This is a genomic window from Jiangella endophytica (assembly GCF_003427025.1).
Lineage (GTDB): Bacteria > Actinomycetota > Actinomycetes > Jiangellales > Jiangellaceae > Jiangella > Jiangella endophytica.
Map to the genome: position 1 here is coordinate 496,233 of NZ_QVAI01000001.1, position 24,819 is coordinate 521,051.

The 24,819-nt window shown below is 73.7% G+C and carries 20 protein-coding genes; 8 read left to right on the forward strand and 12 right to left on the reverse strand.

What is annotated here, in order from left to right:
* Nucleotides 1-14 precede the first annotated feature (14 nt).
* Nucleotides 15-947 carry a hypothetical protein gene (locus tag DZA62_RS02375; protein ID WP_116947149.1) on the forward strand — a complete coding sequence of 311 codons (933 nt, stop codon included), beginning with the start codon at nt 15-17 and terminating at the stop codon, nt 945-947.
* Nucleotides 944-3,157 carry a heavy metal translocating P-type ATPase gene (locus DZA62_RS02380; RefSeq protein WP_116947150.1) on the forward strand — a complete coding sequence of 738 codons (2,214 nt, stop codon included), beginning with the start codon at nt 944-946 and terminating at the stop codon, nt 3,155-3,157. Before DZA62_RS02375 ends, DZA62_RS02380 begins: the two co-directional genes overlap by 4 nt.
* On the opposite strand, the gene DZA62_RS02385 is transcribed toward DZA62_RS02380, so the two are convergent.
* Together DZA62_RS02385 and DZA62_RS02390 are read right to left on the reverse strand one after the other, a co-directional pair.
* Entirely contained in the window at nt 3,141-4,256 is a 1,116-nt protein-coding gene (locus DZA62_RS02385; protein WP_116947151.1) for a CapA family protein, read from the reverse strand. The two genes, DZA62_RS02380 and DZA62_RS02385, sit on opposite strands and share 17 nt — an antisense overlap.
* A 21-nt stretch (nt 4,257-4,277) precedes the next feature.
* Nucleotides 4,278-4,763 carry a helix-turn-helix domain-containing protein gene (locus tag DZA62_RS02390; RefSeq protein WP_232827222.1) on the reverse strand — a complete coding sequence of 162 codons (486 nt, stop codon included), beginning with the start codon at nt 4,761-4,763 and terminating at the stop codon, nt 4,278-4,280.
* A 458-nt stretch (nt 4,764-5,221) separates the two neighbouring features.
* Between DZA62_RS02390 and DZA62_RS02395 the strand changes: the two genes are divergently transcribed.
* Both DZA62_RS02395 and DZA62_RS02400 read left to right on the forward strand, forming a co-directional pair.
* Nucleotides 5,222-5,557, forward strand: a complete 336-nt coding sequence (locus DZA62_RS02395) for a PadR family transcriptional regulator (RefSeq protein ID WP_046768923.1) — start codon at nt 5,222-5,224, stop codon at nt 5,555-5,557.
* Entirely contained in the window at nt 5,554-6,747 is a 1,194-nt protein-coding gene (locus tag DZA62_RS02400; RefSeq protein ID WP_116947152.1) for an HAAS signaling domain-containing protein, read from the forward strand. Before DZA62_RS02395 ends, DZA62_RS02400 begins: the two co-directional genes overlap by 4 nt.
* A 4-nt stretch (nt 6,748-6,751) precedes the next feature.
* Here DZA62_RS02400 and DZA62_RS02405 read toward each other — a convergent pair whose 3' ends face one another.
* Both DZA62_RS02405 and DZA62_RS02410 read right to left on the reverse strand, forming a co-directional pair.
* A complete protein-coding gene (locus tag DZA62_RS02405) occupies nt 6,752-7,624 on the reverse strand; it encodes an aldehyde dehydrogenase family protein (protein ID WP_116947153.1) in 873 nt (290 codons plus the stop codon).
* On the reverse strand, nt 7,624-9,078 hold the full coding sequence (locus tag DZA62_RS02410; RefSeq protein WP_116947154.1) for an aldehyde dehydrogenase family protein: 1,455 nt from the start codon (nt 9,076-9,078) through the stop codon (nt 7,624-7,626). Before DZA62_RS02410 ends, DZA62_RS02405 begins: the two co-directional genes overlap by 1 nt.
* A gap of 132 nt (nt 9,079-9,210) precedes the next feature.
* Here DZA62_RS02410 and DZA62_RS02415 point away from each other — a divergent pair, with 132 nt between their 5' ends.
* Nucleotides 9,211-10,452: an adenylate/guanylate cyclase domain-containing protein gene (locus DZA62_RS02415; RefSeq protein ID WP_116947155.1), complete on the forward strand. Its 1,242-nt coding sequence runs from the start codon at nt 9,211-9,213 to the stop codon at nt 10,450-10,452.
* On the opposite strand, the gene deoC is transcribed toward DZA62_RS02415, so the two are convergent.
* Both deoC and DZA62_RS36185 read right to left on the reverse strand, forming a co-directional pair.
* Nucleotides 10,439-11,389: a deoxyribose-phosphate aldolase gene (deoC, locus tag DZA62_RS02420; protein WP_116947541.1), complete on the reverse strand. Its 951-nt coding sequence runs from the start codon at nt 11,387-11,389 to the stop codon at nt 10,439-10,441. The genes DZA62_RS02415 and deoC overlap by 14 nt on opposite strands.
* Nucleotides 11,390-11,404: 15 nt before the next feature.
* Nucleotides 11,405-11,713: a hypothetical protein gene (locus tag DZA62_RS36185; protein ID WP_198663336.1), complete on the reverse strand. Its 309-nt coding sequence runs from the start codon at nt 11,711-11,713 to the stop codon at nt 11,405-11,407.
* Between the two features lie 480 nt (nt 11,714-12,193).
* On the opposite strand from DZA62_RS36185, the gene hisD reads away from it, so the two are divergent.
* On the forward strand, nt 12,194-13,516 hold the full coding sequence (gene hisD / locus DZA62_RS02430) for a histidinol dehydrogenase (protein ID WP_408618058.1): 1,323 nt from the start codon (nt 12,194-12,196) through the stop codon (nt 13,514-13,516).
* Between the two features lie 5 nt (nt 13,517-13,521).
* Nucleotides 13,522-14,535, forward strand: a complete 1,014-nt coding sequence (locus tag DZA62_RS02435) for a LacI family DNA-binding transcriptional regulator (protein ID WP_116947157.1) — start codon at nt 13,522-13,524, stop codon at nt 14,533-14,535.
* Here DZA62_RS02435 and DZA62_RS02440 read toward each other — a convergent pair.
* Entirely contained in the window at nt 14,532-15,155 is a 624-nt protein-coding gene (locus DZA62_RS02440) for a DUF1707 SHOCT-like domain-containing protein (RefSeq protein WP_157987416.1), read from the reverse strand. The genes DZA62_RS02435 and DZA62_RS02440 overlap by 4 nt on opposite strands.
* Nucleotides 15,152-16,834 (reverse strand): phospho-sugar mutase, encoded by a 1,683-nt coding sequence (locus DZA62_RS02445; protein ID WP_116947159.1) that lies wholly within the window; start codon nt 16,832-16,834, stop codon nt 15,152-15,154. The genes DZA62_RS02440 and DZA62_RS02445 overlap by 4 nt, the downstream gene beginning before the upstream one ends.
* A gap of 66 nt (nt 16,835-16,900) precedes the next feature.
* Here DZA62_RS02445 and DZA62_RS02450 point away from each other — a divergent pair, with 66 nt between their 5' ends.
* Complete coding sequence (locus tag DZA62_RS02450) at nt 16,901-20,104, forward strand: AfsR/SARP family transcriptional regulator (protein WP_116947160.1); 3,204 nt, start codon at nt 16,901-16,903, stop codon at nt 20,102-20,104.
* Nucleotides 20,105-20,108: 4 nt separating this feature from the next.
* On the opposite strand, the gene DZA62_RS02455 is transcribed toward DZA62_RS02450, so the two are convergent.
* The 4 genes from DZA62_RS02455 to DZA62_RS02470 form a co-directional block, all read right to left on the reverse strand.
* Nucleotides 20,109-20,942: an ABC transporter permease gene (locus DZA62_RS02455; protein ID WP_116947161.1), complete on the reverse strand. Its 834-nt coding sequence runs from the start codon at nt 20,940-20,942 to the stop codon at nt 20,109-20,111.
* Nucleotides 20,939-21,904, reverse strand: a complete 966-nt coding sequence (locus DZA62_RS02460; RefSeq protein WP_116947162.1) for an ATP-binding cassette domain-containing protein — start codon at nt 21,902-21,904, stop codon at nt 20,939-20,941. Before DZA62_RS02460 ends, DZA62_RS02455 begins: the two co-directional genes overlap by 4 nt.
* 95 nt (nt 21,905-21,999) lie before the next feature.
* Complete coding sequence (locus DZA62_RS02465) at nt 22,000-22,809, reverse strand: purine-nucleoside phosphorylase (protein ID WP_116947163.1); 810 nt, start codon at nt 22,807-22,809, stop codon at nt 22,000-22,002.
* A gap of 22 nt (nt 22,810-22,831) precedes the next feature.
* Nucleotides 22,832-24,445, reverse strand: a complete 1,614-nt coding sequence (locus DZA62_RS02470; RefSeq protein ID WP_198663337.1) for a TROVE domain-containing protein — start codon at nt 24,443-24,445, stop codon at nt 22,832-22,834.
* Nucleotides 24,446-24,819 lie beyond the last annotated feature (374 nt).

Here is a 24,819-nt window from a genome sequence, read left to right on the forward strand (position 1 = left end):
ACGGAGGTAGTGCCATGAACGCGCCGGCCAAACTCGGCGTCTACGCGCTGTGCCTCGCCGGCGCGTTCGGCCTGGCGGCCGGGGTCGGCAGCATCGTCGGCCCGATCGGCGAGGACGAGACGGCGCCCGCCGCCGCCGAGTCGGAGGAGTCCGGCATGGCCGGGCACGGCGACGAGGGCGAGGCGGACGGCGGTGACGAGGGCGGCCACGCGGAGTCCGCCGAGGGTGCGGAGCACCTGCCCGGCGGCCTGATGGTCTCCGACCACGGCTACACGTTCGCGCTGACGACCGGCACGTTGCCGGCCGGGCCGGCCCGCCCGATCTCGTTCCGCATCGACGGCCCCGACGGCGTCGTCACCGAGTTCGACGTCGAGCACGAGCAGGAGCTGCACCTCATCGCCGTCCGCCGCGACCTCAGCGGCTACCAGCACGTCCACCCGGTCCGGGCCGCCGACGGCACCTGGTCCGCCCCGCTGGACCTCACGTCCGGCGAGTGGAAGCTGTTCGCCGACTTCTCCACCCACGGCGAGGCGGTGACGCTCGGCACCGACCTGTCCGTCCCGGGCGACTACCAGCCGGTGGCGCTGCCCGCGCCCAGCACGACCGCCGAGGTCGACGGCTACACCGTCACGCTCGACGGGCACATGGACACCGGGGTCGAGTCGAAGCTCACGCTGTCGGTGAGCCGCGACGGCGTCCCGGTCACCGACCTCGAGCCGTACCTCGGCGCCTACGGCCACCTGGTCGCGCTGCGCGACGGCGACCTCGCCTACCTGCACGTCCACCCCGAGGGCGAGCCCGGCGACGGCGTCACCCCGCCCGGCCCGGACGTCTCGTTCTTCGCCACCGCCGCGTCCGCTGCCGACTACCGGCTGTTCTTCGACTTCGAACACGACGGTGTCGTGCGCACCGCCGAGTTCACCATCGCCGCGGAGGACCACCCATGAGCACCGTCGACCTCGAGATCGGCGGCATGACCTGCGCCTCCTGCGCCATGCGCGTCGAGAAGAAGCTGAACAAGCTCGACGGCGTCACCGCCACCGTCAACTACGCGACGGAGAAGGCGCGAGTCACCTACGCCGGCGATGTCGGCACCACCCAGCTGATCGCCGCGGTCGAGTCCGCCGGCTACACCGCGCGGGTGCCGCAGCCCGACCCGGTCGCCGAGGCGGCCGAGGCCGACCCCGTCCGCCCGCTGCGCGACCGGCTGATCCTGTCCGCCGTGCTCAGCGTGCCGGTCGTCGTGCTGGCCATGGTGCCGGCCTGGCAGTTCGACTACTGGCAGTGGCTGTCGCTGACGCTGGCCGCGCCGGTGGTGCTGGGCGCCGGGTTCCCCTTCCACAAGGCGGCCTGGACCAACCTGCGGCACGGCGCCGCCACCATGGACACGCTCATCTCGATGGGCACGCTGGCCGCGCTCGGCTGGTCGGTCTACGCGCTGTTCTGGGGCACGGCGGGCATGCCGGGCATGACGCACCCGTTCGAGTTCACCATCTCGCGCGGCGGCGGGGCCGGCGACATCTACCTCGAGGTCGCCGCGGGCGTCACGACGTTCATCCTGGCCGGGCGGTACTTCGAGGCCCGGTCGAAGCGACGGGCCGGCGCGGCGCTGCGGGCCCTGCTCGAGCTGGGCGCCAAGGAGGTCTCGGTCCTCAGCGACGGCGTCGAGCGCCGCATCCCGGCCGGTGACCTCGCGAGCGGCGACCTGTTCGTCGTCCGGCCGGGGGAGAAGATCGCCACCGACGGCGTCGTCACCGAGGGCGCGTCGGCCGTCGACCGGTCGATGCTCACCGGCGAGTCCGTCCCGGTCGAGGTGGCCGTGGGCGACGAAGTCGCCGGCGCCACCGTCAACGCGCACGGCCGGCTGGTCGTGCGGGCCACGCGGGTCGGCGCCGACACCCAGCTCGCCCAGCTGGCCAAGCTGGTCGAGGACGCGCAGAACGGCAAGGCCGAGGTCCAACGGCTGGCCGACCGCGTCTCCGGCATCTTCGTGCCGATCGTCATCGGGCTGGCCGTCGCCACGCTGGGCTTCTGGCTGGGCACCGGCGGCGGGGCCGCGGCGGCGTTCGCCGCCGGGGTGGCGGTGCTGATCATCGCCTGCCCCTGCGCGCTGGGTCTGGCCACGCCGACGGCGCTGCTGGTCGGCACCGGCCGGGGCGCGCAGCTCGGCATCATCATCAAGGGACCGCAGGTGCTGGAGTCGACCCGCCGCGTCGACACCGTCGTGCTCGACAAGACCGGCACGGTCACGACCGGCTCGATGACGCTGGTCGACGTCGTGGCCGCCGACGGCGAGTCCGAGGACGACCTGCTGCGGCTGGCCGGTGCGCTGGAGGACGCGTCCGAGCACCCGATCGCCAAGGCCGTCGCCGAGGGCGCCCGCTCGCGGGCCGGCGCGCTGCCCGCCGTCGAGGACTTCCGCAACGTCGAGGGCCTCGGCGTCCAGGGCGTCGTCGACGGGCGCGGTGTGCTGGCCGGGCGGCCGCGGCTGCTCGCCGACTGGTCGGTCACGCTGCCCGCGGAGCTGACCGTGGCGATGGAGCGGGCCGAGGCCGCGGGCCGCACCGCCGTCGCCGTCGCGTGGGACGGCGCCGCGCGCGGCGTGCTGGTGGTCGCCGACGCCGTCAAGCCGACGTCGGCCGCCGCGATCACGCGGCTGCGCGGCCTGGGGCTGACGCCGATCCTGCTGACCGGCGACAACGAGGCGACCGCTCGCACGGTGGCCCGCGAGGTCGGCATCGACGACGTCATCGCCGAGGTGCTGCCGGCCGACAAGGTCGACGTCGTGAAGCGGCTGCAGGCCGAGGGCAAGGTCGTCGCCATGGTCGGCGACGGGGTCAACGACGCCGCCGCGCTGGCCCAGGCCGACCTCGGCCTGGCGATGGGCACCGGCACCGACGTCGCGATCGAGGCGTCCGACCTCACACTGGTCCGCGGTGACCTCAACGCCGCGGCCGACGCGATCCGGCTGGCCCGGCGCACGCTCTCGACCATCAAGGGCAACCTGTTCTGGGCGTTCGGCTACAACGTCGCGGCGCTGCCGCTGGCGGCGGCCGGGCTGCTCAACCCGATGCTGGCGGGCGCGGCCATGGCGTTCTCGTCGGTGTTCGTGGTGTCGAACAGCCTGCGGCTGCGCCGGTTCAGGGCAGCGGCCTGAGGTCGGTGCACTCGCGCAGAGCGGCGCGGCCCGCGGTCATCGCCGCCGCCGCGTCGCCCGTCGCGAACACCGGGAGCCCGTCGGCGCCGATCCGTGCGGGCGCCCAGCTCTCCGTCGTCACCGCCCCGCCGTCGACGGTCAGCGTGAGCACCCCGGTCGTCGACGTCGCCTCGGAGGCCTGCGTGTACCAGACGAAGTTGCCCAGCCCGTACGCCACATAGGCGTCGTGCGCGGGGGCCAGGCCGGCGCCCTGGAGCTGGTGGGTGTGGCTGCCGACGACGATGTCGGCCCGGTCCGCGAGCGCCGCGGCCAGCGCCGTCTGTGACGGGCTCGGGCAGCTCTCGCCCTGCACGCCCCAGTGCAGGTAGACCACGACGACGTCCGCTGCGGCCCGCGCCCGGCCGGCGGCGGCCAGCAGCGGCGCCGGGTCCAGCGCCGTCGCGACGCCGGCGGCCGTCTCCGTGGCGGCCCAGTGGTCCGTGGGATCGGCGCCCGGGTCGTCCGGCACGTTCGCGGCGATGACCGCGACCGAGGTGCCGCGCACGTCGCGGACCGCCGGGGCGAACGCCTCCGCGACGTCCGCGCCGACGCCGACGACGTCCAGGCCCGGCGTCGTGCCGCGCGCGGCGAGCGTGTCGGCCAGGCCGTCGGCGCCGTAGTCCATCGCGTGGTTGTTGGCCATCGTGACGACGTCGACGCCGGCGGCCGCGAGCGCGGTGAACGCCGCCGGCGGGGTCTGGAAGGTGAACCGCTTGCCCGGCTCCGGCGTGCCGGTGGTCCCGACCGACGTCTCCAGATTGACCACGGTGAGGTCGGCGGCGCCCAGCTGCGCGGCGACCGGGGCCAGCGCCGTCGCCGGTTCGTCCAGCCGCTGCCGCAGCGTGCCCTCGAAGTGGATGTCGCCGGCGAACGCCAGCGTGACGGGCGACGGCGTCGGAGCGGGCGTCGGCGTCGGCGTCGGGCTCGTGCTGGACGTCGGCGTGGGCGTGGCTGACGGCGAGCCGACCTCGCCGTCCGCCGCCGGCTCGTCGGCGCCCGCACAGCCCGCGACCAGCGCCGCGGCCGCCACCGCCGCGAGCAGGATCCCGCGTCCGCACATGTTCCGAGCCTATGGATGCGGCTAGACGATGCGAGGCGGCGGATCGTTCTTGAACTGCTTCACCCGTACCTCCCACTGACTGCGTCGGCGCTTCGCGTCGCGCCACGTGCGGCTGCGATGGTAGGTCTCCGGTGGCCGCGCGAGGCCGTAGCGACTCGCCCACCAGTCGCCGGCGGCCGGATCCAGGATCAGGTCGAGGTGAGCCGGGAACGTCTTGTCCCCTCCGTCTCGGACCTCATCCCACATGCGCATGGGCTCGATGACGTGCCCGTCCGCGTCGGTCACGACGAGCATCAGTTCGGCGACACCGAGGATGCGGAGCAGGGTAGCCACGCTGGGTACCAGGCGTCCCGTCTCCAGTCGCGAGATGGTCGAATGCGAAACACCGATCCGGGCCGCCAGTTCGCGCTGGCTCAGGTCGGCGACGCGCCGTACTCGCCTGACGATCCCCGGCAGCGTTGCCCGCTCGAACCGCACGAGCGGCTCGTCATTGTCGGGTGGTTCCACTGGAGTCACGTGTTCAGCCTCTTGCGTGGCCCGGTCCGCCTCAAGGTGCGGGACGCTGAATGTGGACAACTTGCCCGCTGGGAACTGCCTGTGGACTGGCTCCCCCCAGGTGACATCTTCGGGCCCTTTGCAATGAGCACCAATACGCACCACACAGGCTGCCGTGGTCCGTTGGATCGGCGCCGGCCAGGGCGCGCCGCGTCAGGTAGCGCAGTTGCGGGTGCGGCCGGGTGGAGTCCCAGCCAGTGGCTCCTGCCTTGAGGCCGCTCCAGCTGGTAGATGGGTTTCGCTGCGGTGACGGCGTTACCGCAGCAGCCGGGTGGTGCGTATTGGTGCTCATTGCAAAGCACCCGGGCTGGAACCTCCCGGACCTCGTCTCCAGCATCGGCCGATGCGTGTCGCGATGCGCAGTACTACGCATCGCGCACTAGTGTGTAGGGCACAGGAGAGGGGAACTCATGGACACCAGTCAGCTCCTCAAGGGTGTGCTCGACCTCGCCGTGCTCGCCGTCCTGCGCGAGGAGGACGGCTACGGCTACGACGTGGTCCGGCGGCTCCGCGCGGCCGGGCTGACGGAGGTCGGCGACGCCTCGGTCTACGGGACGCTGCGCCGGCTCTACCACGCCGGCGCGCTGACCACGTACGTCGTGCCCTCGGAGGAGGGCCCGCACCGCAAGTACTACAGCCTCAACGGCACCGGCCGCGATCTGCTGCGACGCTCGGCCAAGACGTGGCGTGAGTTCGCCGGGGTGCTGACGGAGCTGGTCGACCACGCCACCAAGGAGGCAGCGTGAGCAGCACCCGGGCCACCGCCCACCCGGCCGTCGCGACGTACGTCGCCGCGGTCCGCGACGAGCTCGGCGACCTGCCGGCCGACGAGCTCGCGGAGATCGCCGAGGACGTCCGCGACCACCTCGACCACGTCGCCGCCGAGTACGGCGACGACGTCACGATCGACGTGCTGATCGACCGGCTGGGCGCGCCGGCGGCGTACGCGGCCGAGCTGCGCGCGGCGGCCGGCATGCCGCAACCGGCGCCGGAGCCCGCGCTGGTGCCGGTCGGCTTCGTCCGCCGGCTGCTGCGGTTCCTGGTCGCGTTCTTCGGCTGGAGTGCCGTCGGCCTGGGCGCGCTGGCGTTCGTCGACACGCTGTTCGGGCTGAGTGGCGCTCCGGCGTTGTTCGGTGTGCCGGCGATCGTCGCGATGGTCCTTGCCGGGGCCGCCACCGTGCTGCTGGTGACCGGGCGCGACGACCCCGTCGCAGAGCTGCGGCAGGTGCCGACGGCGGTGCTGCTGGCCCAGGTCGAGGAGTGGATACGCAGCATGCCGTGGGGCCGGCCGGCGATCGAACTGGTCACATCGCTGCGGTCCGCCTGGTGGCTCCTCCGTGCCGGTGCGCTCGCGTTGATCACGTTCGCCGTGTTCCGCAGCGCCCCGTTCAGCGCCGCGGTGTTCCTGCTCGCGGTCGTCGGATCGGTGTGGCTGGGCCGGCGCACTGCGGCGGGCGAGGTTCGCGGGCCGCGGCTGGTCGCCGTCCAGCTGGCCAACGCCGGCCTGGCGATCGGCGGCGTGGTCATGGCCGGCGTGGTGGCCGCCCATGGCACCTGGGACGGCGTGCAGTACGTCGACGGCGGCTACGACTACGCCGGACCTGCGGACTGGGACGCCGGCCCTACCTTCTACGACGCCGAGGGCATGCCGATCACCAACATCTTCGCCTACGGCCCTGACGGCACGCTGCTCGAGAACGTCCGCCTCTACGACCAGGACGGCAAGCCGTTCGACCTGGGCTGGTCCGAGGAGTGCTACGACGGCGCCTACGACCAGTCGTTCGTCGCCGCCAACCCGTGGGGCGAGCACGTCTTCCCGCGGCTGACGGTCGAGGTGTCGCCGAGCGGCGCCTGTCAGCCGCCGAGGCTCGAGGCGCCGTTCGGCGAGCAGCTACCGGGCACGCAGGCGACGGCCGCCGCCGATCCGCTGAAGTGACGGGTCAGATGCCGACCGGGTGCCAGACGGTCTTCGTCTCGAGGTAGGCGGTGATGCGCTCGAGGCCGGGCTCGGCGATCCAGTCGGGCTCGGCCTCCGGCGCACGGACCACCCGCTTGAGGTTGTCGGCCGCGGCCAGCTCCAACGACCGGGCCAGCTCGGCGTCGCCCGCCGTGCCGGCGAGGTCGACGGCGTTGACGTCCATGTGCGCGGCCAGGATCGGCGCGGTGTCGGCGAGCGTCCCGGTGAGGATGTTCACCACGCCGCCCGGCACGTCGGACGTCGCCAGCACCTCGGACAGCGTGATGGCCGGCAGCGGCCGGTCCGCCGACGCCGTGAGCACCGCCGTGTTGCCCCCGACGATGACCGGCGCCAGCACCGACACCAGCCCGAGCAGCGACGAGCGCTGCGGCGCCAGCACGGCGACCACGCCGGTGGGCTCGGGCACGGAGAAGTCGAAGTAAGGCCCGGCGACGGGGTTGCTCGATCCGACCACCTGGGCGATCTTGTCGGCCCACCCGGCATACCAGACCCAGCGGTCGATCGACTCGTCGACCAGCGCCGTCGCCTTCGCCCGGGTGAGTCCCTCGCCGGCCGCGACCTCGTCGACGAACTGCGAGTGCCGGCCCTCCATGACCTCGGCGACGCGGTAGAGCACCTGGCCGCGGTTGTACGCCGTGGCGCCGGCCCAGCCGGGCACCGCCTTGCGGGCGGCGACCACGGCGTCGCGGGCGTCCTTGCGCGAGGCCCAGGCCGCGTTGGCGAGGAACTTTCCCTTGGCGTCGGCGACCTCGTAGGACCGGCCGGACTCCGAGCGCGGGAACTTGCCGCCGACGTACAGCTTGTAGGTCTTCTTCACCGCGAGACGCTCGGCCATCAGTGTTCCGCCTTCAGGTATGCCAGCAGACCGTGCCGGCCGCCCTCGCGGCCGTAGCCCGACTCCTTGTAGCCGCCGAACGGCGACGTGGGGTCGAAGCGGTTGAACGTGTTGGCCCAGACGACGCCGGCCCGCAGCTGCTGCGCCATCGACAGGATGCGCGAGCCCTTCTCCGTCCAGACGCCCGCGGACAGGCCGTACGGCGTGTTGTTCGCCTTCTCGACCGCCTCGGCCGGGGTGCGGAACGTCAGCACCGACAGGACCGGGCCGAAGATCTCCTCGCGCGCGATGCGGTGCGCCTGGCTGACGCCGGTGAACACCGTCGGCGGGAACCAGAAGCCGCGCTCGGGCAGCTCGCACTCCGGCGACCAGCGCTCGGCGCCCTCGGCCTCGCCGACCTCGGACAGCTCGCGGATGCGGGCCAGCTGCTCGGCGGAGTTGATGGCGCCGATGTCGGTGTTCTTGTCGAGCGGGTCGCCGACGCGCAGTGTGCCGAGCCGCCGCTTCAGCCGGCCCAGGACGTCGTCGTAGACCGATTCCTGCACCAGGAGCCGCGAGCCCGCGCAGCACACGTGCCCCTGGTTGAAGAAGATGCCGTTGACGATGCCCTCGACCGCCTGGTCGACCGGCGCGTCGTCGAACACGATGTTGGCGGCCTTGCCGCCCAGCTCGAGCGTCGCCTTCTTGGCGGTGCCGGCGATGCTGCGCGCGATCTGCTTGCCCACCTCGGTGGACCCGGTGAACGCGACCTTGTCGACGCCCGGGTGCTCGACCAGGGCGCGGCCGGTGTCGCCGGCGCCCGTGAGGATGTTGACGACGCCCGGCGGGAGGTCGGCCTGCTGGCAGATCTCGGCGAACAGCAGGGCCGTGAGCGGCGTGGTCTCGGCCGGCTTGAGCACGACGGTGTTGCCGGCGGCCAGCGCCGGCGCGATCTTCCACGCCAGCATGAGCAGCGGGAAGTTCCACGGGATGACCTGGCCGACGACGCCATAAGGCTGCGGTGGCCGGGACGGTGCATTCGACGCGCCGGCCCAGGCCAGCTTGTCGGCCCAGCCGGCGTAGTAGAAGAAGTGCGCCGCGACCAGCGGGATGTCGACGTCGCGGGACTCGCGGATCGGCTTGCCGTTGTCGATCGACTCGAGCACGGCCAGCTCGCGGGCGCGTTCCTGGATGATCCGCGCGATGCGGAACAGGTACTTGCCGCGGTCGCGTCCGGACAGTTTCGACCAGGTGCGCTCGTAGGCCCGGCGGGCCGCCTGGACCGCCTTGTCGACGTCGCCGGCACCGGCCGACGCGATCTCGGCGAGCACCTCTTCGGTGGCCGGGTTGACCGACTTGAACATCGACCCGTCGCCGGGTTCGACGAACTCGCCGTTCACGAACAGGCCGTACGAGCTCTTGATGTCGACGATGGCCCGCGACTCCGGCGCCGGTGCGTACTCGAACTTCGTCATGGCGATCAGTCCAGCGTCACGTAGGTGTCCGTCACGTTTCCCAGCGTAGACGCTCGGGACGCCGCCCCGCGCCGCGCGGCTCTGGCGCGAGCCGCACCGCCCTGCGACGATGAGGTCCAGGGGCGAACGCGGGTGAGACATCGGGCGGATCGGCCGTCGGGGCTGCGGCGACTGGCGGCGCTCGGCGCGGACGAGTCGGCCGCCGAGGACGAGCGGCTGCGGCGCTCCACGCTGGTGCTGTCGACCGGCCTGGTCTGCGCGCTGACGCCGTTCTGGATCGTCACCTACCTCCTGCTCGGACTGCCGGTGGCGGCGCTGATCCCGCTGGTCTATCTCGTGGTGTCGGCCGGTTCGCTGGCGTGGTTCGCGCGGACCCGGCGGTTCGTCCCGTTCCGGGCGATCCAGCTGACGATGATGCTCGTGCTGCCGTTCGCCCTGCAGTGGTCCCTCGGCGGGTTCGCCGCCTCGGGCGCCGTCTGCCTGTGGGCGCTCTCGGCCGCGCTCGGCGCCCTCATGTTCATGGGGCCGCGCGAGGCGATCCCCTGGTTCGTCGCGTACCTCGTCCTGCTGGGGATCTCGGCCGTGCTCGACCCGCGTCTGGACGCCGCCGACATCCCCGAGGGCGTGCGCATCGCCTTCTTCGCCGGTGACCTCGCCGGGCCGTCGCTGGTCGCGTACCTGCTGCTGCAGTACTTCGTGCGTGGCCGCGACCGCGAGCACGCCCGCTCCGAGCGGCTGCTGCTGAACGTCCTGCCGGCGCCGGTCGCCGCCCGGCTCAAGCGGCGCGACGGGATCATCGCCGATCGCCACGCCGAGGCCACGGTCCTCTTCGCCGACATCGTCGACTTCACGCCGTTGTCCGTCGCCCTGCCGCCGGAGGACGTGGTGCGGCTCCTCGACGACGTCTTCAGCGCCTTCGACCGGCTGGCCGACGAGCACGGGTTGGAGAAGATCAAGACGATCGGCGACGCCTACATGGTGGCCGGCGGCGTACCGGTCCCGCGTGACGACGACTGCGAGGCGGTCGCGGACATGGCGCTGGCGATGCAGCGCGAATGCGAGCGCCGCGGGCCCGGGCCGGACGGCCTGCGGTTCCGGATCGGCATGGACACCGGACCGGTGGTGGCCGGCGTCATCGGCCGGCGCAAGTTCATCTACGACCTGTGGGGCGACACCGTCAACACCGCGAGCCGCATGGAGAGCCATGGTCTCCCGGGCGCGATCCAGGTGTCGCCACGGGTACACGAGCGGCTGCGGGGACGGTACCGGTTCCGGTCCCGGGGCACGATCGAGGTCAAGGGGAAGGGCCCGATGCCGACGTGGCTGCTCCTGGGCCGAGCGCCGATCGCGGGTTCTGACGTCAGTCGAGGGTGAAGTAGTCGGGGCCCGCGTAGCGGCCGGTGGCGAGCTTCTGCCGCTGCATGAGCAGGTCGTTCAGCAGGCTCGACGCGCCCAGCCTGAACCAGTCGGGGTCGAGCCAGTCGTCGCCCGCGGTCTCGTTGACCAGGACCAGGTACTTGACGGCGTCCTTGGTGGTGCGGATGCCGCCGGCCGGCTTCACGCCGACCTGGCGGCCGGTGGCCTCGCGGAAGTCGCGGACCGCCTCGAGCATGACGAGCGTGACGGGGAGCGTGGCGGCCGGCGCGACCTTGCCGGTGCTGGTCTTGATGAAGTCGCCGCCGGCCAGCATGGCCAGCCAGGATGCGCGGCGGACGTTGTCGTAGGTGGCCAGCTCACCGGTCTCGAGGATGACCTTGAGGTGGGCGTCGCCGGCGGCCTGCTTGACCGCGACGATCTCGTCGAACACCGCGCCGTAGCGGCCGGCCAGGAACGCGCCGCGATCGATGACCATGTCGACCTCGTCGGCGCCGGCCGCGACCGCCTCGCGGGTGTCGGTCTCCTTGACCGCCCGGCTGGTGCGCCCGGACGGGAAGCCGGTGGCGACGCTGGCCACCTTGACCGTTCGGCCAGCGCCGCCGAGTGCTTCGACCGCCGTGGCGACGAGGTCGGGGTAGACGCAGACCGCGGCGACGCGGGGCACCGTGCGGTCGGACGGGTCGGGCCGCAGCGCCTTGGCGCACAGCGCCCGCACCTTGCCCGGGGTGTCCTGCCCCTCCAGTGTGGTGAGGTCGATCATCGAGATGGCGAGGTCGATGGCGTACTGCTTGGCCGTGGTCTTGATGGACCGCGTGGCCAGCGTGGCCGCCCGAGCCTCGGCGCCGGTTTGGTCGACCCCCGGCAGGCCGTGCAGGAAGCGGCGCAACGACGCCTCGGAGGAGGCGATGTCGGACAGACGCGCGTCGTCGAGCATGGTCACGAGCCGAGTCTAGTTTCCTTCGCCTGGTGCGGCTCGCCGCCGCCCGGCACCAGCCCGTCGCGCAGCCGGCGGTGGACGTAGGTCAGCGGCGGCGTGCGCCAGTTCCACCAGTCCCCACCGGCGCGCCGGCTCGGCATGCATGAGCCGCAGCGCCGGCCGCAGGCGCTCGTCGGTCACCGCCCGCAGCCAGCCCGGCGGCAGCTCGGCGGCAGCTCGGCCGGGCCTACGTATCGGACCGGTGCCGTCGGTGGTCAGCCGAACCCGGCCGGCGACCAGCGCGAGGAACGTCAGCCGGTCGCGCAGCCCGGCCCACGACACCCAGGGGGCCGCGCACCGCGATGCCGCCGGAGACCGGTCCGCGGATCTCGACGAGGTCGAACACCTCGGACAGGTCGTCGGTCAGCTCCGTACCATCGCGCGAGAAATGCGGACCGACCAGGATTCAGAGTCCGGGCCGGCGCACGCAGGCTGGTGGCACGACACGCGAGCGGCCCCTCATCGGCACCGGCCTCACCGCCGCCTCGACCGCCGGTTCACCCCGTGCGCGCCGGCCTGGTGTGGCCCCGTCCCGCCCTTCTCGACCAGCCCCACCTCCCGTTGATCTTGGAATTGTTCGGCCATCTATCCGGCAAATCGGACTCTCGGGTCGAACAACTCCAAGATCAACTTCTGGAGGTGGTCGGGCGGGGTGGCTGGCGCGGGCGGTCGGGCAGTCGTGGCCGTCCGCCTCGGCTGTGGGCGCTGGGCGAGCGGCTGCTCGGGGCGTGACGGCTGGTAGATCATGGTGTATACGTATACATCATGAAGACTCTCAAGAGCCGTTCCGCCGCCGTTGACCGCAGCGCCGAGGCCGCCGCCGTCACGGCCACCGTCGCGGGCATGCTGGCCGAGATCGAGGCCGGTGGCGACGCCGCCGTGCGCAAGTACTCCGAGCAGCTGGACTCCTGGTCGCCGCCCGCGTTCCGGCTGACCGACGAGGAGATCGAGCGGATCGTCGCGACGGTGCCGGAGCAGGCGCTGGAGGACATCCGGTTCGCGCAGGCGCAGGTGCGCGGGTTCGCCGAGCGGCAGCTGGCCTCGCTGCAGGAGTTCGAGGTCGAGACGCTGCCGGGCGTGCACCTGGGGCAGAAGCACCTGCCGATCGCGTCCGTCGGCGCCTACATCCCGGGCGGGCGCTACCCGCTGACCGCGTCGGCGCACATGACGATCGTGACGGCGAAGGTCGCGGGCGTGCCCCGGGTGGCGGCCTGCACGCCGCCGATCCGCGGCGAGGTGCCGGCCGCGACCATCGCGGCGATGTCGCTGGCGGGCGCGGACGAGATCTACCTGCTCGGTGGCGTGCAGGCGATCGGCACGCTGGCGCTGGGCACCGAGACCGTCCCGCGGGTCGACCTCATCGCCGGTCCGGGCAACGCCTACGTCGCCGAGGCGAAGAAGCAGCTCTACGGCCGGGTCGGGCTGGACCTGTTCGCCGGTCCGACCGAGATCCTGGTCCTGGCCGACGAGACCGCCGACCCGTTCACGGTCGCCGTCGACCTGCTCTCGCAGGCCGAGCACGGGCCTGACTCGCCCGCCGTCCTCATCACCACCAGCGAGGAGCTGGCGCGCGCCGCCATCGCGCACGTCGAGGAGATCCTGCCCGGCATGCCGACGAAGGACATGGCCGAGCCGGCCTGGCGCGACCACGGCGAGGTGCACGTCGTCGGCACCCTGGACGAGGCGTACGCGCTCACCGACGAGCTGGCCTTCGAGCACGTCGAGGTCCTGACGGCGGACCCGCGGGCGGCCCTGGGGCGGCTGCGCAACTACGGCAGCCTGTTCCTCGGATCGCTGACGACGGTGTCGTTCGGCGACAAGGTCATCGGCACCAACCACGTGCTGCCGACGCGTGGCGCGGCTCGCTACACCGGTGGGCTCTGGGTCGGGAAGTACCTCAAGACGGTGACGTACCAGGAGATCACCGACCCGGCCTCCAGCGCGCTGCTCGGCGAGGTCTGCGGCCGCGCGTCGCGGGTCGAGCTGTTCGAGGGGCACGCGCGCTCCGGCGACATCCGCGCGGCCGCGCACACCGGCGCGTCGCCGGAGTGGACCGACCACGCCTTCGGCGGCGTGCGAGACTGACCCGCATGGTGAAGGCGGCCGGCCCCGGACGCCCGCCCACCAGCGTCGACATCGCGCGGGTGGCGGGCACGTCGCAGGCCACCGTGTCGCGGGCGCTCAACGGCGGGCGGGTCGCTGCGGCCACCCGCGAGCGGATCCTGGCGATCAGCCGGGAGCTCGGCTACACGCCGAACGCGGCCGCCCGCAGCATGGTGACCAGCCGGACCGGGCTGGTCGGCGTGGTGGTGTCCGACCTCACCAATCCGTTCTACCCGGAGTTCCTCGAAGAGATCGCCGCCTGCCTCGGCGCCCGGCGGCAGCACATGCTGCTGCAGAACGCCGCGGGCGGCGGCGATCGCGAGGCGGTCGAGCTGCTGTTGCAGCAGCGGGTCGACGGCATCGTGTTCACCGCCGCGGTCGAGGGCTCTGAGGCGGTGGCGGACCTCGTGGCCCGCCGGTTCCCGGTGGTGCTGGCCAACCGGGTCGTCGACGCCGGCTGCGACTCCGTCGAGGGCGACCACCCGGCCGGCGCCGCCGCCGTCGTCGACCACCTGGCCGGGCTCGGGCACCGGCACATCGCGGTCCTCGCCGGCCTGCCCGGCGCGAGCACGTCGGCGCGGCGGCTGGCCGGGATCCGCGACCGGCTGACCTCACTCGCGCTGCCGGCGCCCGACGTGGTCGAGACGGGCTTCGACTACGACCGAGCCGTCCGCGCGGCGACGGAGCTGCTGACCGGCCCGCAGCCCCCGACGGCGATCGTCGGCCTCAACGACCAGGTCGCGTTCGCCGCCCTCAACGCGGCCGCCGCCCTGGGTGTCGCGGTGCCCTCGCGGCTCTCGGTGGCCGGTTTCGACGACGTGCGCCAGGCGTCCTGGCCGACCCTCGGCCTGACGACGGTGCGCCAGCCGCAGGTGGCGATGGCGGCCCGCTCCGTCGCGCTGCTGAACGAGCGCATCGACGACCCGGACCTCGCGCCGCGCCACGAGGTGCTGCCGGCCGAGCTGATCGTCCGCTCGACGACCGGTCCGGCCGCGTCCTAAGGGGCGCGGGACGCGTCGACGCGCAGGCTTCCGCCGAACATCGTCCCGGTCACCGTGATCACGTGCGTCACGGTTCCCGGGGTCGCGCGCCGCGAGGCGTGGTCGCGGATCCGCCCGCCGGTCGGCGAGAGGCCGCTCAGGTCCACCGCGACGCCCGGCGGCACGATCAGCCGCAGCCGTCCGCCGGCCGTCGAGATGCGCAGCGTGCTCCGCCCGCCCGCCGGCAGCTGCGCCACCGTGTAGTCCAGCCGCGCCGACCCGCCCATCATGCCGAGCTCGATGACGGGCGGCACCGTCCAAGCGCCCTCGCGGCGAAACCGCTGGCCGGCGACCTGCCAGTGCACCACGTCGTCCGTCGGCGCCGGGGCCGCAGGCGGTGGCGGGACGACGGCCGGTGGAGCGGGCGGCGCGACCGGCAGGCCCTCCATCAGCGGCTCCAGGTCCGCGAAGGTGCGCGCGGTGAGCGCCCGCTCCACCCGCTCCTCCAGCTCGTCGGTGTCCAGCCGGCCGTCGGCAGCCGCGTCGCGCAGGATCTCGACCGCCCGGTCGCGGTCGGCATGCGAGACCCGCAGCAGGCTCGGGTCGGGCTCGGCCCGGTCGCCGGGCTCCTCGGTGCTCACGACTCGGCGTCCAGGCCCAGGGCGGCGGCGACGTCGGCGCGGACGGCGGCCAGCCGGTCGCGTGCGGTCGTCCGCGCGGCCGCCACGTCTCCGTCGACCGGGACGACCACCTCGAGGTAGCACTTGAGTTTCGGCTCGGTGCCGCTCGGCCGGACGACGACCCGGGTGGCATCGGCGGTCAGGTAGCGCAGGCCGTCGGTGGGCGGCAGCCCGCCGTCGCCGGCCAGCAGGTCGTCCGCCGTCACGACGCCGGACCCGGCCAGCGACGGCGGCGGCGCCGAGCGCAGCCGGGCCATCGCGTCCGCGATCAGCGACAGGTCGTCGACGCGGACGGAGAGCTGGTCGGTGGCGTGCAGGCCGTGGGCGACCGCGAGGTCGTCGAGCACGTCCCACAGGGTCCGGCCGGCCGCCTTGGTCCGCGCGGCCAGCTCGGCCATCAGCACGGCCGCCGAGATGCCGTCCTTGTCGCGCACCGACTCGGGGTCGACGCAGTAGCCCAGCGCCTCCTCGTAGCCGAACGCCAGGCCCGGCACCCGGGAGATCCACTTGAACCCCGTCAGCGTCTCCTCATGCGCCAGCCCGTGAGCGGCGGCGATGCGCCCGAGCAGTCGCGACGACACGATCGAGTTGGCCAGCACACCGGTCCGGCCGCGCCGGGCCAGGTGCTCGCCGAGCAGCGCGCCGACCTCGTCGCCGTGCAGCATGCGCCAACCGCCGCCGTCGCGGTCCGGGAGGGCCACCGCGCACCGGTCCGCGTCGGGGTCGTTGGCGATGACGATGTCCGCGCCGGCCTGCCGCGCCAGCGCGAGCGCGAGGTCGATGGCGCCGGGCTCCTCCGGGTTGGGGAACGCGACGGTGGGGAAGTCGGGGTCGGGCTCGGCCTGCTCGGCGACGGTGTGCAGGTCGGTGAAGCCCGCTCGGATCAGTGCCTCGCCGGCCGTGACGCCACCGACGCCGTGCAGCGACGTGTGCACGATGCGCACGTCGCGCGGCCCGCCGCGCTCGGCCACGCCCGCGGCGGAGGCCAGGTACGCCGTCACGACGTCCTCGCCGATCTCCGCCCAGCCCGACTCCGCCCGAGCCACCGACGCGACGGAGGTGACGGCGTCGATGCGTGCGGCGATCTCGGCGTCGGCCGGAGACACGATCTGCGAGCCGCCGTCGGGGCCGCCGAGGTACACCTTGTAGCCGTTGTCCTGCGGCGGGTTGTGGCTGGCCGTCACCATGACGCCGGCGTCGGCGGACAGGTGCCGCACCGAGAACGCCAGCACCGGCGTCGGCAGCAGCCGCGGCATGACCAGCGCCTCGATGCCGGCCGCGGTCAGCACGGCGGCGGTGTCGGTGGCGAAGTCGTACGACCGGTAGCGGGCGTCGTAACCGATGACGACGCGGTGCCGCGAGCCGCCGACCGGGGTGCGGGTGTCGCGCAGGTACGCGGCGAGCCCGGCGGCGGCCCGGATGACGACGGCCCGGTTCATCCGGTTCGGGCCGGCGCCGATGGCTCCGCGCAGGCCGGCGGTGCCGAACTGGAGGAAGCCGGCGAACCGGTCCGCGAGGTCCGCTGCCGCGACGTCGTCGCCGGCCTCGGCGGAGTCGAGCACCGCCTGCAGCTCCGCCCGGGTGGCCGGGTCGGGGTCGTCGGCCAGCCAGGCGCGGGCCTGCTCGAGCACGTCGGTCATCGGCGAACCTTCCCTTCTCACGGGGCGGCACCGTGCGCCGGGCCGTGTTCAGGAGATCCTAGGAGCATGCAGGTCTCCATCCTCGGACCGGTGCGCGTCGGCGCCGCCGGCGAGATCCCGGGCGCGGGGGTGCGCGCACTGCTCGCGCGGCTGGCGCTGGCGCCGGGCCGGGTCGTCGGGGTCGAGACGATCGTCGACGACCTGTGGGCCGGCCGCCCGGCCAACCCCGCCAACGCCGTGCAGGCGGCGGCGTCGCGGCTGCGCAAGGCGCTCAACGGTCACCCGGTGACGGTCGAGGCGGCGGCCGGCGGATACCGGCTCGCGGTCGGCCGCCACGACGTCGACGCCGCCGTGGCCGACGTGTCACTGGCGTCGGCGACGGCGGCACTGCGCGAAGGCGACCCCGCGGCCGCGGCCGCCGAGGCCGGCCGCGCGCTGGAGCTGTGGCGGGGCGAACCGCTGGCCGACGTCGGCGAGGCGCCGTTCGCGGCGGTCGAGGCGGCCCGGCTCGCGACACTGCGGCTGGACCTGCGCCGCGCCCGCGTCGAGGCCGACCTGCGCCGCGGCGCCCACGCCGACCTGCCGGCCGCGCTGGCCGCGCTGGTCGACGACCAGCCGCTCGACGAAGCGCTGCTCGGCCAGCTGATGCGCGCGCTGGTCGCCACCGGGCGCCCGGCCGAGGCGCTGGCCGCGTACGAGGACGGACGGGATCGGCTGGCCGAGGCGTTCGGCGCCGACCCCGGGCCGCAGCTGCGCGACGTCCACCTCGCCGTGTTGACGCACGACCGGGCGGCGCTGCGGCTGGGGCCGGTGCCGCCGATCGCGTCGGCGACCACGGCCGACGGGCCGGACGCGCAGGAGCCGGGCCCGGGCCGGCCCCGGCTGCGCCGGTCCGCGACCCCGCTGCTCGGCCGCGACGACGAGCTGGCGCGGGTCGAGCGGCTGCTCGACGACGCCCGGCTGGTCACGCTGCTGGGCCCGGGCGGCGTCGGCAAGACCCGGTTCGCCACCGAGCTCGGACTACGCCGGCTGGACCGCACCGGCCGCCCGGTGCACCTCGTCGAACTGGCCGGCCTGCGCGACGAGGCCGACGTGCTGCCCGCGGTGCTGGCCGCGCTGGGCGTCCGCGAGGTCAGCATCATCGACCGCGGCGGCTACCCGCTGACCCGCTCGCCGATCGAGCGGCTGCGCGACCTGCTGACCGACAGCGACGCGCTGATCGTCGTCGACAACTGCGAACACCTGGTCGACGCCGTGGCGCAGGTCGTGCACGAGATCGTCACGTCGTCGGCGCAGGTGCGCGTGGTGGCGACCAGCAGGACCCCGCTGGCCGTCGACGGCGAGGTCGCCCACCCGCTGCCGGCGCTGGCGCTGCCGCCCGACGGCGCCGGGCCACTCGACTACCCCGCCGTGCGGCTGTTCCACGACCGCGCCAAGGCGGCCCGGCCGGCCGCGCGGCTCGACCCGGCGGTCGTCGCCGACGTCTGCCGGCATCTCGACGGCCTGCCGCTGGCGATCGAGCTGGCCGCGGCGAAGGTGCGGTCGATGTCGGTCGAGCAGCTCGCCGCCCGGCTCGACGACCGGTTCGGGCTGCTGGTCGGCGGCCCGCGCTCGGCGCCGGAACGACACCGCACGCTGCTGGCGGTCGTCCGGTGGAGCTGGGAGCTGCTGGACGCGACCGAGCAGGCGGTGCTGCGCCGGCTGGCCGTGCTGCCCGGCGGGGCCGGCGCGGCGACGGCGGCCGCCGTCTGCGGGTTCGGCGCGGTCGACGCGTCCGCCGTCGACGCCGCGCTGACCGGGTTGGCCGACCAGTCGCTGCTGGTGGTCGACGAGTCCGGCGGCGCGGTCCGGTTCCGGCTGCTGGAGACCGTCCGCGAGTTCGCCGACGCCGAGCTGGACGCCTCGGGCGATCGGCCGGGGGCGACGGCCGCGCTGGTCGCGTGGGCGGTCGATCTCGCCGCCCGGGCCGAGCCGCACCTGCGCGGCAGCGCCCAGGTGACCTGGTTCGGCGTGCTGGCCGCCGAGCACGACAACCTGGTCGCCGGGCTGCGCGCGGCCATCGACTCCGGCGACACCCGGTCCGCGTACGCCGTCGCGATGACCATGTGCTGGTACTGGGCAGCCCTCGGGCTGCACTTCGAGGTGGCCGGCTGGGGTGAACAGCTGATCCGCATGGACGGGCCGGCCGACCCCAGCACCGCCGCCCTCCTCTACGCGATCATCATCCCGAACTCGCTGGTTGCCGGCCCGACCCGCACCGGCGTGGGATTCATCCGGCGGCTGCGCGGGCTCTTGCGCGGCGACGCCGAGCTGACCCCGCTGGCCCGGGCCTTCGGCGAGCTCCAGCTCGCCGCGATGAACGGCCGGCCGGCCCAGCTGGAGCGGGCCCGCGGCATCGCCGAGGCCTCCGGCGACCCGTGGGCTCGGGCCGTCGGCGCGCTGTTCTTCAGCATCATGGCCGACAACGAGGGGGAGCGGGACGAGTCGCGCCGGCTGGCCCAGGAGGCACGGTCGCGGTTCGCCGCGCTCGGCGACCGGTGGGGCCTGGCGATGACCTCGATGACGCTCGGCCTGACGGAGGCCGCCGACGGCGACAGCGCCGGCGCCGTCGAGCTGCTCGACGAGGCGGTGCTCGCCTTCGACCTGCTCGGCGCCGGCGACGACGGCCGCCAGGTGCAGCTGCTGCGCGCGATCATGCGGGTCCGCGCCGGCGACGTCACCCGAGGGGTGGCCGAGATGACGGCGCTGCTGGAGCGCTACCCGAACGACCCCGAGGTCTCCACCATGGCCGAGACCGGCCTGGCCGAGGCGGCGGCGCAGCTGGGCGACGTCGTCTCGATGCTGAGGCACTACGACGTCGCGGTGGCCGCGGCCCGGTCGGAGGAGACCGGCGGGCCGCCGCAGTTGCGGGTGATGGCGCTGGCCGGTGCGGCCATCGCCCGGCTGCGGGTCGGCCGCGACGACGTCGACGACCTGCTCGCCGACGCCTTCGATCTCGCGGTGGCCGACGGCGACCGGCCGGTCATCGGGGTGGTCGCCATCGCGCACGGACGACTGGCCCAGGTCCGCGGCGACGGCGCTCACGCGGCCCGGCTGATCGCGCTCGGCCGCCGCATCGGCGCGGTCGAGCTGCTGGGCGACGTCCGCCACCCGGCGCTGCTCGACCTTCCCGAGCCTGACGAGCGGCTGCTGGCGGCCGAGAGCGACCGCGTCCGCGAACTCCCCGCCGTCGCCGCCGTCCGCGAGATCCGGACGCTGGTCCGGCGTTGACCGGTCAGGACCTGCGGCGGTAGGCCCGGACGGTGAGCGGCGCGAACACCGCGATCAGCACGGCGCAGCCGATCAGCGACCAGCTGATGTCGCCCGCGTCGGGGCTGCCCGCCATCAGCCCGCGAACGGCCGTCACCAGGTGCGACACCGGGTTGACGTCGACCCATGCACGCAGCCAGCCGGGCATCGTCGACGGGTCGACGAACACGTTGCTGGCGAACGTCAGCGGGAACATCGCCAGCATGCTGACCCCCTGCACCGCGCCGGCCGAGCGCATGACCAGCCCGAGGAAGGCGAAGATCCAGCTCAGCGAGAACGCGAACACCAGCACCAGCACGACGGCGGCGAACACGTCGAGCACGGTGCCGTCCGGCCGGAAGCCCATCGCCATGCCGACGCCGAGGCAGACGACTGCCGCCACGACGTAGCGGATGCTGTCGGCCAGCAGCGCGCCGACCAGCGCGGACGGCCGCCAGATCGGCAGCGACCGGAACCGGTCGAAGATGCCCTTGCCGATGTCGGTGTTCAGGGAGATGCCGGTGTACAGCGACGCCATGACGACGGTCTGCACGAGGATGCCGGGCAGGACGAACTGCAGGTACTGCGTCGTGCTGCCGGAGACGGCGCCGCCGAACAGGTAGACGAACATCACGATGAAGATCACCGGCTGGAACGTCACGTCGAACAGCTGCTCCGGAATGCGCCGGATCTTCAGCACGCTGCGCCAGCCCAGCGTCAGGCTGGCCGACAGCGCGCTCGGCGGCTGCGGCCGCTCGACGCGAGCGGCGACGCTGCTGATCGGCCTCTCGGCGGTGGCGGCCTGGGTGGTGGTGGTCATGCGGCGGTCCTCTCGGTGTCGTCGTCGGCGGCGTGGCCGGTCAGGGTGAGGAAGACCTCGTCCAGGCTGGGGCGCTGCACCCCGATCTCGTCGATGCGGACGCCCTCGGCGCGCAGCCGGATCATCAGGTCGGCGACGACGTCCGGGTCGGCGACCGGTGCGGTGATGACGCCGGCCTCCGGGGTGCGGTGCGGCGTCGTGTCCAGCGTCTGCGCGACCAGCCGCTCGGCGAGGTCGCTCTGGGCCTCGTCGGCCAGCCGCAGGTGCAGCGAGCTGCGGCCCACGGACGCCTTGAGGTCGGCGCTGGTGCCCTCGGCGATGACGGTGCCGCGGTCGATGACGGCGATGCGGTCGGCCAGCTGGTCGGCCTCGTCGAGGTACTGGGTGGTGAGCAGCACGGTGGTGCCGCCCGCGACGAGGTCGCGGACGATGTCCCAGACCTGCCCGCGACTGCGCGGGTCCAGACCGGTGGTCGGTTCGTCGAGGAACAGCACGTCCGGCGTGACGACGATGCTCGCCGCCAGGTCGATGCGCCGTCGCATGCCGCCGGAGAAGTGCTTGACCGGCCGGTTCGCGGCGTCGGTCAGGTCGAAGCTCTCCAGCAGCTCGGCGGCTCGCTGCCTGGAGCGCGTCCGGCTCAGCCCGACCAGCCGCGACTGCAGCACCAGGTTCTCGGTGCCGGTGAGGTCCTCGTCGACCGACGCGTACTGCCCGGTGAGCCCGATCAGCCGGCGTACCTGGTCGGCGTCGTCGACGACGTCGTGGCCCAGCACCCGCGCGCTGCCGCCGTCGGGGCGCAGCAGCGTCGTGAGCATGCGGACCGTCGTGGTCTTGCCCGCGCCGTTCGGCCCGAGGACCCCGTACACGGTCCCGGCGCCGACGGCGAGGTCGACGCCGTCGACGGCGCGGTTCTCGCCGAACGTCTTGACCAGGCCGTGCGCCTCGATGGCCAATGCGGTCATGCGTCCTCCTGTGGTTCATCGGCACGTTCTGTGCACGAGAACCAGCGTCGGGGGAGCGCCTGACCGTCTGCTGACAGTCCGCTGACGGCGGTGGGTCAGAGCTTGGCGACGACCGCCGCGAGCAGCGCGCTGATGCGCGGACCGGCGGCCTGACCGGCCTCGATGACCTCGGCATGGCTCAGCGGTGTCGGGCTGATGCCGGCGGCCGGGTTGGTGACCAGCGAGACGCCCAGCACCTCGAGACCGGCCTCGCGCGCCGCGATCGCCTCCAGCGCCGTCGACATGCCCACGAGGTCGCCGCCGATGCGCTGGGCCATGCGGACCTCGGCCGGGGTCTCGTAGTGCGGGCCGCGGAACTGGACGTAGACGCCCTCGGACAGGCTCGGGTCGACCTCGCGCGCGACGGCGCGCAGCCTCGCCGAGTACAGGTCGGTGAGGTCGACGAAGTTCGCGCCTTCGACCGGCGACGTCGCCGTCAGGTTGATGTGGTCGCTGATCAGCACCGGCGTGCCGGCCGCCCACTCCTCGCGCAGCCCGCCACAGCCGTTCGTCAGCACCAGGGCGCCGGCGCCCGCCGCTGCCGCCGTCCGCACCCCGTGCACGACCGCGCGCACGCCGCGGCCCTCGTAGAGGTGGGTGCGGGCGCCGAGGACCAGCGCGTGCTTGCCGCTGCCCCCGATACGGACGGAGCGCAGCGTGCCCACGTGCCCGACGACGGCCGGCTTCGCGAACCCGGGGACGTCGGTGCTCGGCAGCTCCGCGACGGTCTCGCCGACGAGGTCGGCCGCGCCACCCCAGCCGGACCCGAGGACCAGCGCGATGTCGTGCCGCTCCACCCCGGTGGCGGCGGCGATGTGTTCGGCCGCTGCCCGCGCGGCCGCCTGCGGATCGTCCAGCTCGGTCACCGGCCGACTGTACCCCGCGAGATCAGCCGGGTGCGGTGGCGAAGTCGGACAACACCTGCGGGACGGCCGAGTCGAACCCGGCGATGTCGAGCATGCCGGGGTCGTCGGGGTCGGCGATGCTGAATCCACTCGACGTCATGCCGACGACGGCCATACGGGCCCCGATGCCCGTGCGCTCGCGGTAGTGGCGCAGCGCCTGGTGGGGGTGGATCTCGCCAGCCCAGGTGTCGTTGTCGGTGTAGACGACGAAGAGGTCGATCGAGAGGCCGTGCTCGAGTGCGTGGAGTACGGGGAGGGCGCAGTCGGTGCCGCCGAACCGCAGGCCGGACACCTCGCGGAGGACGTCGTCGAGCCGCTGCCGGGGGCTGATCGCCAGAGCTGTCAGGCCGGTGTCCGAGCGATCCCAACTGGTGCCCGCCGAGGTGAAGCCCACGATCTCGTACCGCGACTCGGTGGCCGCCGTCACGAGTGCGAGGGCCGCCGAGGCCTCCCGGCAGGAGATGGGCAGGCCGCTGACCTGAGCCGTCATCGATCCTGAGACGTCCAGGGCCAGCATGGTCCGCGCACCGGTCGGCGTGACGGCGCCGAAGGCGGCATAGAAGGCGGCGTCGAGCGCATCGATGATCGGCCGCGACGGCTCCCAGCTGCTGGACCCGCGCGCACCGTGGCCCGACGCGTAGGTCCGCTGGGCGACCAGGACGGAGATCGGGTGGACCTTCGCCCGGCGCAGCCGCTCGGGGTCGGCGAGTTGCCGCGCCACGGCCGCGGTGCGGGGCGCTGTGGGTGCCAGCAGGCCGAGCCGGGTGAGCCGGGGCAGCTGGCGTAGTAGCGCCGTCTGCGGCATGCCGGCGTCGAGCAACGCCTCCCAGACGAGCCCGTGGTCGAGGACGTGGTCGGGCAGCATCTCCCAGGACAGCCCGAACTCGGTCACCAGCGTGGCCGCCTCGGCGGCGTCGGCGCTGTGCTGGGCGCGCTGGAACCCGTCGACGATCCGCAGGCCGTCGACCGCCGGCTCGCGGCCGCAGATCCAGTCGAAGAGACGGCGTCGCGACGCGTCGTCCGTCTGCGGATGCGAGAGCCTCAGCAGGTCGCGGTGCGACCAGCCCTCACGCTGCCGGTACTTCACCGTCTGGTAGGCGAGATCGTCGACGCTCCTGTCGGTGTACCAGGCACCGATGGCCCGGCGCAGCCCGCGACCCCAGCCGCGGAACTGCTCGACGTAGCGAGCGAAGAGGAACAGGTGCGTGCCCGTGCGGGCCACGAGCGGCAGGGCGTCGAGGGCGATACGCCGGCCGGCGTCGTCGCCCAGGGCCGCCGCCGCGGCGAGAGCGAACAGCGCCGGGTTCTGCTTCGGTGCCCGTCCCGCGGTGGACACGGTGACGATCTCGGCGACCAGTTCAGCGGCGTGGTGCCGGGCCGACTCGATGACCACCTCGGCGTTCTCGGCGGTCAGCTCGCGTGCGTTCACGTAGTAGGTGCCGCCGTCGGTGCCGAGCACCAGGAAACGCCGCAGCCGGGTGAGGTCGTCGGCCGCGAAGACGTAGCCGCCCGCGTTGTTCTGGACCTGGCCGGGCGCGGCAGGCTGGGACTGGGCGGTGCGCCTCAGGTTGACACCGGTGAGCGGATCGACGGTCACGGCGGCCTCCAGAGACAGACATCGCCGAGCCGCGGACGTGTGAGTGGCGACCGGGATATTCGGAGATAACCGACCGCCTCCGGCCCGCGGCCCGGCGTTTCGCCGAAGCTATTGCATTGCGGCGATCTGAGCAACCGGAATACGTCCTGCCGCTTCGGCTGACGGGGCCCGCCTCGCCCCCATGCCCGACGGGGCGAGGCGGGCGCCCGCTCAGCTTGTCACGCACCCCGCCGCACGCCCGGGGGTGAAGCGTCGCCGGAGGGGCGGGCGCCGCCAGCACCGTTTCTGGGCGATCGCCGGACTCGGTGGCATCGGGCGTGGGCCGCCGCTCGGCGTGCGCGTGGGATCCTCATTCGTTTCCATGCCCACCGTTT

Coding starts and splice junctions, on each gene's coding strand:
- DZA62_RS02450 (WP_116947160.1), top strand. CDS start 16,901: ATGCAGGTCTCCATCCTCGGACCGGTGCGCGTCGGCGCCGCCGGCGAG.
- DZA62_RS02435 (WP_116947157.1), top strand. CDS start 13,522: ATGGTGAAGGCGGCCGGCCCCGGACGCCCGCCCACCAGCGTCGACATC.
- deoC (WP_116947541.1), bottom strand. CDS start 11,389: ATGCTCGACGACGCGCGTCTGTCCGACATCGCCTCCTCCGAGGCGTCG.
- DZA62_RS02380 (WP_116947150.1), top strand. CDS start 944: ATGAGCACCGTCGACCTCGAGATCGGCGGCATGACCTGCGCCTCCTGC.
- DZA62_RS02455 (WP_116947161.1), bottom strand. CDS start 20,942: ATGACCACCACCACCCAGGCCGCCACCGCCGAGAGGCCGATCAGCAGC.
- DZA62_RS02395 (WP_046768923.1), top strand. CDS start 5,222: ATGGACACCAGTCAGCTCCTCAAGGGTGTGCTCGACCTCGCCGTGCTC.
- DZA62_RS02375 (WP_116947149.1), top strand. CDS start 15: ATGAACGCGCCGGCCAAACTCGGCGTCTACGCGCTGTGCCTCGCCGGC.
- DZA62_RS02405 (WP_116947153.1), bottom strand. CDS start 7,624: ATGGCCGAGCGTCTCGCGGTGAAGAAGACCTACAAGCTGTACGTCGGC.
- DZA62_RS02385 (WP_116947151.1), bottom strand. CDS start 4,256: ATGTGCGGACGCGGGATCCTGCTCGCGGCGGTGGCGGCCGCGGCGCTG.
- DZA62_RS02410 (WP_116947154.1), bottom strand. CDS start 9,078: ATGACGAAGTTCGAGTACGCACCGGCGCCGGAGTCGCGGGCCATCGTC.
- DZA62_RS02445 (WP_116947159.1), bottom strand. CDS start 16,834: ATGACCGACGTGCTCGAGCAGGCCCGCGCCTGGCTGGCCGACGACCCC.
- DZA62_RS02460 (WP_116947162.1), bottom strand. CDS start 21,904: ATGACCGCATTGGCCATCGAGGCGCACGGCCTGGTCAAGACGTTCGGC.